General features: G+C 64.3%; 17 protein-coding genes. 7 read left to right on the top strand and 10 right to left on the bottom strand.

Features of this window, described 5'->3' with window-relative positions; all coding sequences use genetic code 11:
• The first annotated feature begins 208 nt into the window (after positions 1–208).
• The 6 genes from AX703_RS07310 (at position 209) to AX703_RS07285 (ending at position 3,498) form a co-directional block, all read left to right on the top strand.
• Entirely contained in the window at positions 209–1,117 is a 909-nt protein-coding gene (locus AX703_RS07310) for an SPFH domain-containing protein (RefSeq protein ID WP_039337218.1), read from the top strand.
• Between the two features lie 10 nt (positions 1,118–1,127).
• Positions 1,128–1,346 carry a hypothetical protein gene (locus AX703_RS07305; RefSeq protein ID WP_039337216.1) on the top strand — a complete coding sequence of 73 codons (219 nt, stop codon included), beginning with the start codon at positions 1,128–1,130 and terminating at the stop codon, positions 1,344–1,346.
• The gene (locus AX703_RS07300) at positions 1,339–1,644 is read left to right on the top strand and encodes a hypothetical protein (protein WP_062343462.1); all 306 of its coding nucleotides are present in this window, start codon (positions 1,339–1,341) and stop codon (positions 1,642–1,644) included. The genes AX703_RS07305 and AX703_RS07300 overlap by 8 nt, the downstream gene beginning before the upstream one ends.
• A gap of 97 nt (positions 1,645–1,741) precedes the next feature.
• Complete coding sequence (locus AX703_RS07295; protein ID WP_082734471.1) at positions 1,742–2,737, top strand: right-handed parallel beta-helix repeat-containing protein; 996 nt, start codon at positions 1,742–1,744, stop codon at positions 2,735–2,737.
• A gap of 60 nt (positions 2,738–2,797) precedes the next feature.
• Positions 2,798–3,142, top strand: coding sequence for a hypothetical protein (locus AX703_RS07290; protein WP_062343461.1), 345 nt, complete (start codon positions 2,798–2,800; stop codon positions 3,140–3,142).
• 53 nt (positions 3,143–3,195) lie between these two features.
• Positions 3,196–3,498, top strand: a complete 303-nt coding sequence (locus tag AX703_RS07285) for a hypothetical protein (protein ID WP_062343460.1) — start codon at positions 3,196–3,198, stop codon at positions 3,496–3,498.
• Here AX703_RS07285 and ribA read toward each other — a convergent pair.
• From ribA to rpmG, 6 genes are all read right to left on the bottom strand, one after another.
• Complete coding sequence (gene ribA / locus AX703_RS07280; RefSeq protein ID WP_062343459.1) at positions 3,495–4,559, bottom strand: GTP cyclohydrolase II; 1,065 nt, start codon at positions 4,557–4,559, stop codon at positions 3,495–3,497. The two genes, AX703_RS07285 and ribA, sit on opposite strands and share 4 nt — an antisense overlap.
• Entirely contained in the window at positions 4,556–5,347 is a 792-nt protein-coding gene (locus AX703_RS07275; protein ID WP_062343458.1) for an exodeoxyribonuclease III, read from the bottom strand. The genes ribA and AX703_RS07275 overlap by 4 nt, the downstream gene beginning before the upstream one ends.
• A 60-nt stretch (positions 5,348–5,407) precedes the next feature.
• On the bottom strand, positions 5,408–5,635 hold the full coding sequence (locus tag AX703_RS07270; RefSeq protein WP_062343457.1) for a hypothetical protein: 228 nt from the start codon (positions 5,633–5,635) through the stop codon (positions 5,408–5,410).
• Positions 5,636–5,691: 56 nt separating this feature from the next.
• Positions 5,692–5,982, bottom strand: coding sequence for a HigA family addiction module antitoxin (locus AX703_RS07265; RefSeq protein ID WP_197423639.1), 291 nt, complete (start codon positions 5,980–5,982; stop codon positions 5,692–5,694).
• A gap of 650 nt (positions 5,983–6,632) precedes the next feature.
• Positions 6,633–7,292: an outer membrane lipoprotein carrier protein LolA gene (locus AX703_RS07260; protein WP_052242642.1), complete on the bottom strand. Its 660-nt coding sequence runs from the start codon at positions 7,290–7,292 to the stop codon at positions 6,633–6,635.
• A 97-nt stretch (positions 7,293–7,389) separates the two neighbouring features.
• Complete coding sequence (rpmG, locus tag AX703_RS07255; protein WP_011446825.1) at positions 7,390–7,557, bottom strand: 50S ribosomal protein L33; 168 nt, start codon at positions 7,555–7,557, stop codon at positions 7,390–7,392.
• A gap of 188 nt (positions 7,558–7,745) precedes the next feature.
• Here rpmG and phhA point away from each other — a divergent pair, with 188 nt between their 5' ends.
• On the top strand, positions 7,746–8,681 hold the full coding sequence (gene phhA, locus AX703_RS07250) for a phenylalanine 4-monooxygenase (protein ID WP_062343456.1): 936 nt from the start codon (positions 7,746–7,748) through the stop codon (positions 8,679–8,681).
• Positions 8,682–8,769: 88 nt separating this feature from the next.
• Here phhA and AX703_RS07245 read toward each other — a convergent pair whose 3' ends face one another.
• From AX703_RS07245 to AX703_RS07230, 4 genes are all read right to left on the bottom strand, one after another.
• On the bottom strand, positions 8,770–9,054 hold the full coding sequence (locus AX703_RS07245; protein WP_052242641.1) for a hypothetical protein: 285 nt from the start codon (positions 9,052–9,054) through the stop codon (positions 8,770–8,772).
• Positions 9,055–9,126: 72 nt separating this feature from the next.
• Entirely contained in the window at positions 9,127–9,393 is a 267-nt protein-coding gene (locus tag AX703_RS07240; protein ID WP_039337201.1) for a GlsB/YeaQ/YmgE family stress response membrane protein, read from the bottom strand.
• A gap of 94 nt (positions 9,394–9,487) precedes the next feature.
• Positions 9,488–10,300 carry an undecaprenyl-diphosphate phosphatase gene (locus tag AX703_RS07235; protein ID WP_062343455.1) on the bottom strand — a complete coding sequence of 271 codons (813 nt, stop codon included), beginning with the start codon at positions 10,298–10,300 and terminating at the stop codon, positions 9,488–9,490.
• Positions 10,301–10,343: 43 nt separating this feature from the next.
• Positions 10,344–11,112: ABC transporter ATP-binding protein (locus AX703_RS07230; RefSeq protein ID WP_156451951.1), on the bottom strand; the 769-nt coding region annotated here is incomplete at its 5' end.

The following is an 11,112-nucleotide window of genomic DNA, read 5'->3' as shown; positions in this document are numbered from 1 at the left end:
CCCCCAACCCCTCCCGCCTGCGGGAGGGGGAAACAGAAGCGCCTCCTGCCTGCGGGAGAGGGGATGCACAGGTCATTTCTTCCCCCTCCCGCCTGCGGGAGGGGCCGGGGGTGGGCAAGCAACGCTACGCCCCTCAGGAATCCAAAACCATTTGCACCTGCAACCGAATCTGATATTAATGTGATATCAGATTTAAGGGGAATCTCCGATGTCCGAGTCGAAGACGCATTCCGCCAGCACCGAAACCGGGGCCTGGTCGATCAGCGGCTATCTCATGTTGATCCTCATGGTCGTGCTGGTGATCCTCACCGCTGCACGGGTCCTCGGGTTTGCCAGCGGCAATCCGTCGGAAGATGCCGTGCCGGGCTTCATTGCCACGATTGCCGCGCTGCCGGTCGCCATCGTGTTCATGGCCTCGGGCTTCTACATGATCCAGCCCAATCAGGCCGCCGCGATCAACCTGTTCGGTTCCTATCGTGGCACGGACCGCAACCACGGGCTGCGCTGGGTCTGGCCGTGGATGACCAAGACCAAGATCTCGGTACGCGCCAACAACGTCGTCTCGGAAAAGCTCAAGGTCAACGACCTGCGCGGCAATCCGATCGAGATTGCCGCAAACGTCGTCTGGCGCGTATCCGATACTGCGCAGGCCCTGTTCGACGTCGATGACTACAAGGCTTTCGTCTTCGTGCAGATCGAAAGCGCGGTGCGCTCGATCGGCTCGCGCTACCCGTATGACGATATCGAGCACCACGAAGTCACGCTGCGCGGCCATCACGATCAGATCAACGCCGAACTGCGCACCGAACTCAACGCGCGACTGGTGCTTGCAGGCATCACGGTTGACGAATGCGGTCTTACCCACCTTGCCTATGCACCTGAAATTGCAGGAGCCATGCTTCGTCGCCAGCAGGCCGAAGCGGTAATCTCGGCGCGCAAGAAGCTGGTCGAAGGCGCCGTGTCGATGGTGGAAATGGCGCTGACCCAGCTTTCGGAAAAGAACGTGGTCGAGCTGGACGACGAACGCCGCGCAGCGATGGTCTCGAACCTGATGGTCGTGCTCTGTGGCGAGCGCGATACCCAGCCGGTCGTCAACACCGGCACGCTCTACCAGTAAGGCGTTCGGAATGGCGCCGAGTCCAAAGAAGGCCTTTCCGTTGCGCATCGATCCGGCGCTCTTCGCCGCGATCGAGCGCACGGCCTCGGCCGACTTGCGCTCGGCCAATGCCCAGATCGAAGTGCTGCTGCGCGAGGCCCTGACCCGGCGCGGCGTGAAGCTCGCCGCGGCCGAGCCGGTCAAGCGCGGGCGGCCGCCGAAAATCGACACGGAGAACAGCGATGGTTGATGCCCGCTACACCACCCGGCCGCCTAAGTCCCAACCGCCCGCCACCGACGACGGCGCATGGTTCGCGCCCAAGCGCTTTGGCTATGGCGCGGGCTTGCCGCTCCGTTGGCAGGGCTGGGCCCTGATCGGTGGCTATATCGCTCTGCTGCCGCTGGTGAAGCTGCTGGATGACAGTGGCGACGGCCGATTGCGCACGCTGGGCTTCGCACTTTTCATCGTCGCCACGGCAATCGTGTTCTCGGTCTCGGCCAAGCGCACGCGCGGAGGTTGGAAGTGGCGCTGGGGCAGGAAGGATTGATCCTGTAACTTCGGGCAGGTCCCGGTTCCTGCGGGAACGCAAGGGCCTGTCAATCATTCCGCGCTACCCCGGCATTCGAAATCGCCGGGGAACAGATATGCGCATGATGAACCCGTTCGCCTCCAGAGAGCGCCGCCACCGTGGCCAGCGCCTTGCCGTCTTCCTCCTCGGGATCGCGGTGATTGCAACGATTCCGGCCACCGCGCTGCTCGCACAGGGCCAGCGCTCGCCATACACGGTGGTCGAGACCGGCCGCAGCTATGCCGCGCTCCAGCAGGCGGTGAACGCCATCGGCGAAGGCACCGGCACGATCCGCATCGAACCCGGCGTCTATCGCGATTGCGCGGTGCAGCAGGCGGGCGACATCGGCTTCGTCGCGCAAGTGCCGGGGCAGACGGTGTTCGACGGCGCGGCATGCGAGGGCAAGGCGGTCATCGTCGCGCGCGGACGCTCCACCACGGTCGAAGGCCTGATCTTCCAGAACATCCGCGTGCCCGATGCCAATGGCTCGGGCATCCGGCTGGAACGCGGCAACCTCACCGTGCGCCAGTCATGGTTCCGCGACAGCGAGCAGGGCATCCTCTCCGCCGACGACCCCGCCGGCGCAGTTCTCATTGAAAAATCAACCTTTTCGCGTCTTGGCCGGTGCGATCGCGGCCTCTCCTGCGCCCACTCTGTCTATTTCGGCGATTATGGCAGCGTCACCATCCGCCGCAGCCGCTTCGAAGCGGGGCGCGGCGGGCACTATGTGAAAAGCCGCGCCGGCCGCGTCGAAGTCACGCAGTCGAGCTTTGACGATACCGCCGGAAAAACAACCAATTACATGATCGACCTGCCCGCAGGCGCGACCGGGCGCATTGCCGACAATGTCTTCGTCCAGGGACTCGACAAGGAAAACTACAGCGCCTTCATCGCCATCGCCGCCGAGGGCAAGGCACACCCTGCGACCGGCCTCGCGATTGTTGGAAATGATGCGCGGTTCGCGCCGGGGGTGAGTCGTTCGTCGGCCTTCGTCGCGGACTGGTCGGGCGACAAGCTGGCGCTCGGGGCGAACACACTTGGGGCGGGCCTCAGCCGCTTCGAGTCCCGCTAGAGTCGCGCCGAGTTGGGGTGGAGTTGCCCCTCTGCCCTTAAGAGTCTATCTGGAGTTGGAATGCTGAGCGCACCCCTCCTGAAGCTGGGCGGACGGCTCTGGGCGCTCCTTCTTGCCCTCACTGTCCTGACCCACGCGCTTGTCCCCTTCGAGGCACCCGTGACCGTGCGTCACGGCTCGGCCTTCAGTGCGGCAACGGTGGACATGGCGGTGGCACCGCGCAAAGTCGTGCAGATTCAACGCGCTGTCGTGCCAATGGCACCCCCGCCGCCGGTCGTCCTTGCGCCAAGGCTGGCCCCGGTGCCGCTCGTCCAGCACGAAGGCTTCTGGCCCCCGCAAACCGCGCCGCCTGCTCCACAGCCGCTCGCGCTGCTGCCAGCACCCAGGGCACCACCACCTTCCTGACCTGAGCCCCGCGCCCCTCGGGCGCAGTTCAAACGCATGTCAGGAATCCCACAATGTCAAACACTTCCACGATTGCGAAAGCAGTCGACTCTCGCCGCGCCCACGTCGAGGCGCTCCTCGCCGCCTACCCCGACGTCACGCCGGAGGAGCGGCAACTCATGGTCAACTGGTTCCGCTCCGAAGCCAGCGCGCTCGACGTCGCGCTCGTCGCCAGCAACCCCGCTGCCGAGCGTGGCTACCGGCTCTTTCGCTCTGAAAACGTGGACAAGTTCACCGTCAAGGACATGGGCTATGCCCTCCTGTTCGCGGCGATTATCGCGGCTGCGGTGCTGCTGATCGCGTGGCGCGCGTTCTAACGCAGCAGGTGACCGGTCCGATCTCGCTTCGTATCGAGATAGCGCTGGTTGTGGGGGTTGGCGGGGAGCTGGTGCGCCAGACGCTCCGTCACCTCCACTCCAAGTGCCTGCAATGTCGCCACTTTCTGTGGGTTGTTGGTCAGCAGGCGGATCGAACGCACGCCGAGCAAGTCGAGCATCCGCGCCGCCACCGGAAAGTCGCGCGCCTCGCTCGGCAGCCCAAGGCGTTCGTTGGCGTCGACCGTGTCGAAGCCCTGGTCCTGCAGCTCATAGGCGCGGAGCTTGTTGATCAGGCCGATGCCGCGGCCTTCCTGCCGCAGGTAGAGCAGGACGCCCCAGCCGCCCGCATTGGCTTCCTCGGCCATGCGGGCAAGGGCGGCATCAAGCTGCGGGCCGCAATCGCACTTGAGGCTGCCGAGAATGTCGCCGGTCAGGCATTCGCTGTGCAAGCGCACCACCGGCTCGCGCTCGCTGGTCTGCGTGCCGATCACCAGCGCCACATGCTCGCGCAAGTCATCCCGGGCGCGGAATGCCACGATTTCAGCATGTTCGCAGGCGTGGACGGGTAGGCGGGCGCGGGCCTGGATGGTGAGGTTGAGCGGGTCCTTGAACGCCGCAAGATCGGCCGTCGAAACCTCCGCCGCGATCTCGACGCCGGTCGAGATCAGGAAAGCGGGCAGGATCCCTGCGAGACGGGCCAGTTCCATGGCGGCAACGGCCGCATCATGCGCCTCGATCGGATCGGCCTTGAAGGGCCCGCGCAACGGGCTGCCAAGGTCCTGCGCCGGATCGGCCAGATTGCGTGCAGAGCCAAGGCTGAATGGTTCGGCGCCATGGATCATAACCGGCGCTTCCGGCACGGCGGCGTCGCGCTGGTTGGCGAGCTTCAGCGTCGCCGCGCGGGCGGCGGAAATGAGCAGGCGCGCGGCATAGATGCCGGGTTGGGCGAAAGCGGTTTCGGCAGGCAGCAGGTCGAGCGCGCCGTCCGCGCCGGTCACGCGGATCGCCCAGCCGTGGCGCAGCGCGTCGAGCGCTTTTGCTACATTCCGGCTTTCGCTCACAGATCCAGCTCGGTGATCAGCGGGATGTGATCCGAAGGCTGCTCCCACTTGCGCGTCTCTTCGACGAAGCGGTGCGAGCGCGTCTGCGCGGCAGCCTCGGGCGAGGCCCACATGTGGTCAAGCCGGCGGCCCTGGTCCTTGGCACGCCAGTACGAGCGGTAGGACCACCACGAATAGTTGCGTTCCGGCGCGGGGATGTGCTTGCGGCCAAGATCGACCCAGCCATGCGCATCGGCAAAGCGCTGCAGCGTCTCTACCTCGATTGGCGTGTGACTGACGACCTTGAGCAGCGCCTTGTGGTCGTAGACGTCGCATTCCAGCGGCGCGATGTTGAAATCGCCGGTGATCAGCGTCGGCCGCTCGATCTTCTCGGCCCAGCGGGTCATGCGCTCGAGGAAGTCGAGCTTCTGGCCGAATTTGGGGTTCACCTCGCGGTCTGCCACGTCGCCGCCTGCGGGGATATAGACGTTCTCGATGATCAGGCCGTTGCCCGGCCCCAGCAGCTCGACGCCGATATGCCGCGCCTCGCCATTGTCCTGCCAGTCATGCTTGCTGAAATCGCGGAAGGGGATGCGGCTGACCGTGGCGACGCCGTGATAGCCCTTCTGCCCATGGACCGCGCGGTGGGTGTAGCCGAGCTTCTCGAACACCTCGTGCGGGAACAGGCTTTCCGGCGTCTTGATCTCCTGGAGGCACAGTACGTCGGGCGATTCCTGCAGGAGAAAGCGTTCGACCTGATCGGCGCGCAAGCGCACCGAGTTGATGTTCCATGTGGCAACCGAGATCATGGCGCTGCTTTAGGGTTGCGGGGGGGCGATTGCTAGATGGGATGTGGTGTGCAGTCAAAGCTACCGCAAAGCCATGACAGCAAACACAACTGCGAATACACTGTGAACCGCCGCACTCCAGGTAGCGAAGCCGCGCTTGAAGCTGCCTTTTTCCGATTTGCGCGCGATGATAGCGGCGGCAGCCGCAATAGGCACCGCGATAAGCAACCCAATCAACGCAAACACGCTAGGAGCCGGGAAATCGAGGGCCGCTTGTGCAATTGCATAAGGGACGGCGGCAAGGATCATTGCAGCATGTCCACCAGAATTCCAGCGCATCTCCTGTCTTAGCATAACAGCACTTCTTAAGCTGCCTCCTGCAACCGCCGAACAGCAGGCTGCGCATGCTGCCTTGCCCGCCACAGATCATAGTTCGCCTGCATCGCCAGCCATGCACGGGCCGTACTTGCGCCTGCCTGTTCAAGACGCAACGCCAGATCGGGGCTGATCCCGGCCTTGCCGTTCAGCACGCGCGAGAGGGCGACGCGCGACATCGCGAGGCGGCTGGCGGCTTCGGTGACGGACAGGTTCAGCGCTTCGATCACCTCGTCACGAAGCAGTTCGCCGGGATGGGGAGGGTTGTGCATCATGGCCATGGCATCAGCATCTTATACCGTTGGGCGGGTGATTCCACCCCTCCACCACCAGCTTCGCTGGCGGTCCCCCTCCCCGATTGTCCTGCGGAAAATCAGGGAGGATTGGGGCGCGATTTTATCGTTTGAGCTTTGGTCCCTGCGTGAGCGAGGATGGTGGTCTTCGAGAACCGGCGCGCACCCTTCGACAGGCTCAGGGTGAGCGGGATGAGATGTCGTGAGCACCGGAAGCGCAAGAAGACTGCCGTCCGCAGCCGCGCAGGGAGCTCAGATCGAACGATAAAAAACAAAACCCTCGGACCGGGGGCATTGGTCCGAGGGTTCCATTTGCGTTCGTCACGCTTGACGCTGCGGTCTCCAGGAGACCGGGCAACAGGGGGGAAACCCGCCTCGACCGCCGCGTCGAAAACCGTTCTAAGCCCGTTACGCTTGCGCCCCGATGAACGGTAGCTGCAGGTTTGTCGCAGCTTGTCGCAGGGGGTGAACGGTTGATGGGTAAGGCGACGATCTGGGGCGACGGGTGGTGCCGGCTTCTGTCAGGATGCAAACGCGTCCCCGCGCAGGCGGGGACCTTGTTGGGGTTACGAAACGTCCGCGCAAGCCGATGAAGGCCCCCGCCTTCGCGGGGGAGCAGGTTTTACAAGTGAGTCGGCTCAGCGCGTCACGGGACGGCGCGGGTCGGTCCAGCGGAAGGTGCTGTCGTTCACTGCCACGCCGTACTGATGGCCCGAGAGGCGCACCGTGGTGCGCTTGTTCTGCGAATCGAGCGCAACCCACGAATCGAGCTGCAGGCCGCCCGGTGCATTGCCGTTACGGACAAAGATCATGGTGATCGTGCCGTATTCGGGGTGCTTGGGATCGCGCACTTGCAGGCTGATCACGCCCGGATCGCCGGTGGGCAGCTGCTTGGCAAAGCGCGCGACGTCCTTGTTGGGATCGAGCAGTGCGCCCAAGGGGCTGTTCTTGATCGGCCAGCGCTGAACCTGGCGGACCTCGTAGTCGATCATGGTGAGCGCCCTGCCGTCACCCACGATCAGCAGGGGCACGCCCTTCTGGTACTGGAAGCGGATCTTGCCGGGCTGCTTCATCGTCAGCACGCCCGAAACGCTCTGGCCCGAACGGTCGGTCTGCGTGAAATTCGCGCGCAGCGTCGAAATGCCGCGCAGCGCAGAGACCGCGCGGTCGATGTCCGAGGCCTGTGCCTGCGCCACAGTCGGCGCGAGAAGCGTTGCGGGCGTGGCCGCAGCGAAGGCAAGCGAAAGGGCCGCCAAAGGACGGCCCATTTTGCGAGTCGAGAAGATTGTGTTGTTCATCGCCGTTCCTTGCAGTGTCGGCGTTGAACTCGCCGTGAACCGTCCCGGTTCCGAAAATGGCGGGACGGGCTTCACGGGTAAAGCGCAGATGCGCTGATTACTTGATCTTCGCTTCCTTGAACTCGACGTGCTTGCGCACGACCGGATCATACTTGCGGAAGGTCATCTTCTCGGTCGTGTTGCGGGGATTCTTCTTGGTCACGTAGAAGAAGCCGGTGTCAGCGGTCGAGACCAGACGGATCTTGACGGTGGTGGGCTTTGCCATGGCTCTATCCTGAACTTTCGCGCGCGAATCTGAAAACGAATGTGGCGGCGCGTTTCCACGCCGCCGTCACAGGGTGGGGCCGTTGGGGGAGAATCAGGGCAAAGTCAAGCGAGGAGAGACTGACGGCGAGATTTGCCGGAAGGGAGCCACCGTGCTAATGGTTGCAGACGAAACCAGATTGAGAGACGATGAGCACTGCCAACCTTCCCACGGACTTTTCGCGACTGCCCGATCTGCCGGAAGGGGTCTACACCGCGCCGCTCAAACGTCCAGCGCGAGTCGGGGAGGATTGGCTGGAGCCCGCCCAGCGGCGCTATGCTCCCGAGGAGCACGCAATCTGGGACGAACTCTATGCCCGTCAGATGGAGGTGCTGCCGGGGCGGGCTTGCAATGCGTTCCTGCGCGGGCTGGAGCGGCTGGACCTCGGCCGAGGTGGCGTGCCGGACTTCGGCCGCCTGTCCGAGGAACTCGGCGCGCTGACCGGCTGGAGCGTGGTGCCGGTGCCGATGCTGATCCCGGATCACGTGTTCTTCTGGCACCTGGCTAACCGGCGCTTCCCGGCAGGCAACTTCATCCGCACGCGCGAGGCTTTCGATTATATCCAGGAGCCCGATGTCTTCCACGACGTGTTCGGCCACGTCCCGATGCTGACCGACCCGACATATGCCGATTACATGCAGGAGTACGGCCGCGCCGGATGGAAAGCGATGCGCCACAACCGGCTCAAGTCGCTCGGTGCGCTCTATTGGTATACGGTGGAATTCGGGCTGGTGATGGAGGACGGCATGCCGAAGGTCTACGGCGCCGGCATTCTTTCGGGACCGGCAGAAGCCGTATTCGCGCTTGAAGGGCAATCGCCCAACCGGATCATGCTCAATGTCGACCGCGTCATGCGCACCGATTACGTGATCGATGATCTGCAGCCGACCTACTTCGTGATCGAGAGCTTCGCGGACCTCTATCACCAGACCGTGGAGCGCGACTTCGACCGGCTCTATCGCGGCCTCGGCGCCGGGTTCACTTATGCCAACACCGCGGTGATCGACGTCGATGACGTCCTCCATAGAGGCACGCTCGAGTATCACTTGCGCGGCGGGCGCGGTTCGGGCGCGACGCCTGTCTAGGTCGCACGCCGTCTAGCAGACAGCAAAAAGCCCGGCGCCTTCCAGGGTGCGCCGGGCTTCCTTGGCCGTTAGGCGGAAAAGAGCGGGATCAACCCGGGGTCTTGTCCATCGTGTCGGCCTTGTCTTCCATGGCGTCGGCCTTGGCTTCGCCGGCATTGCGGACGGCATCAGCCTTGGCTTCCATGGCGTCTTCCGAAGCGCCGCCCATGGCGTCGGCCTTGTCTTCCATGGTGTCAGCGGCGGCTTCCGACGATTCACGCACGGCGCCAGCCTGATCTTCGGCGGCGTTTTCCTGCGCGCTGTCGCAAGCCGAAAGGCCAAGGCCCATCGCCACGACAGACGCCATCATCGCGCCCTTGAAAATTGCCTTCATGTCAGTCCCCTTCAGGTATGGAGAAGGCGGCCAAAGTGACCGCCTTCAGGTTGAAAGTTGGAATTTCGCGGATTAGCGAACCGAGCCGCGACGAACGAGGTTCACGATCGCCAGCAGGATCAGGGCGCCGAGGAACGAGACGATCAGCGTGCCGGCCGAAATGCCGTCGGTGATCGAACCGCCGCCGATCAGCGGAGCGAGAAGGAAGCCGCCCAGCAGCGCGCCGACAATGCCGACGACGATGTTCAGGAAGATGCCCTGCTGCGCGTCGGTGCGCATCACAATGCTGGCAAGCCAGCCAAGAATGCCGCCGACGACGAGAAGAATGATAAGGCCCATGGTAAGTACCCCTTTGAAGTTCAGTTGTCGGTTAAAATCCCGACGATGAACTTGGTTCCGCAAATGCGGTGGGGCGTTACCGGGCTATCGGGAGCTAGCGCGCTCCGAGCCAGACGAGTGCAATGGCGCCAGCCACGATGCGGTACCACGCAAAGGGCCTGAAGCCGGACTTGCTGACATATGCCACGAACATCCTGATAACCGCGAGCGCGACCACGAAGGATACGGCGAAACCGATGGCAATCTCGGTCCAGCCCACACCCATGGTGCCGGTCATCAGGGCATCGCGGTTGTCAAGCAGTTCGAGCGTGGTGGCGCCGAGCATTGTCGGGATGGCGAGGAAGAAGCTGAATTCGGCCGCAGTACGGCGTTCGATGCCCATGGCGAGCGCGCCCATGATCGTCGCGCCGGACCGGCTGACTCCGGGAACCATGGCCAGGCACTGCGCGGCGCCCACGCCGAGGGCCTGACGCAGCGGCAGTTCGCCAATGCCGGTCAGTTCGCCAGTCTTCGCGCTGCGTTCGATCAGCAGGATCGCCACCCCGCCCACGATGAGAGCCCAGCAGACGACGGAGGGGCTGCCCAGCAGCACGTCAATGTAGTCTTTCAGGGCAAGGCCGAGAATTGCAGAGGGAACGAACGCCGCCAGCAGATTGCGCAGGAACCGCAGCGACATGGGGTTCAGCTTGAGCAGGCCCATGCCCACGGCCCAGAACGTGCGCCAGTACTGCACCACCACCGCAAGGATCGCCCCCAGCTGGATGACGACGTTGAACATCGCCCACTGGTGCGCGTCATAGCCGAACAGCTCGGTGGCGAGGATGAGGTGCCCGGTCGAGGAAACCGGCAGGAACTCGGTGAGGCCCTCGACGATGCCGAGCAGGATGGCGGTGACGATCGTGTCCATGATGTCCCAAGCGTTTGCCGCAGTGCAGCATCAAGTCAAGGTGTTAGGCGGCAAGCCCTTCGAACTGCAGGCGGGCGAGCCGCGCATATAGCCCGTCTGCCGCCGTCAGGCTGGCATGGGTGCCCTGTTCCACGATCTTGCCGGCATCCATGACGACGATGCGGTCTGCCGCCCGGATCGTGGCGAGACGGTGGGCGATGACCAGCGTGGTCCGGTCCTGCATCAGGCGGTCGAGCGCTTCTTGGACCAGCCGTTCGCTTTCGGCGTCGAGCGCGGAGGTGGCTTCATCAAGCAGCAGGATCGGCGAATTGCGCAGCACGGCGCGGGCGATGGCGATGCGCTGGCGCTGGCCGCCGGAAAGGCGGGCGCCGTCCTCGCCCAGGAACGTGTCGAGGCCCTGCGGCAGATCACGCAGGAACTGTTCGGCATTGGCCGCGCGGGCTGCTTCCCAGATGGCCTCGTCGCTGGCCTGCCAGTTGCCATAGCGCAGGTTGTCGCGCGCCGAAGCTGCGAACAGCGTGGCGTCCTGCGGGACGAGCGCGGTGCGCGCGCGGATTTCGGCCGGGTCCGCGCTGGTCAGCGGCACGCCGTCGATGCGGATCGTGCCGCCGTGCGGATCGTAGAAGCGCTGCGCGAGGAGGAACAGGGTCGACTTGCCAGCGCCTGACGGGCCGACGATGGCGACGGTTTCACCCGGTTCAACTGTCAAAGAGAAGTCGTCGAGGGCGAGGACTTCGGGCCGCGACGGATAGCGGAAGGTCACGTTCTGGAACGCGATCTGTCCGCGCGGCGGCACGGGCAGGGCCGTGGGG

Origin of the sequence: Novosphingobium sp. CCH12-A3 (genome assembly GCF_001556015.1) — a bacterium.
GTDB lineage: Bacteria > Pseudomonadota > Alphaproteobacteria > Sphingomonadales > Sphingomonadaceae > Novosphingobium > Novosphingobium subterraneum.
The sequence above is the reverse complement of the archived record's forward strand: the minus strand, read 5'-3'. Positions and strand labels throughout refer to the sequence as shown.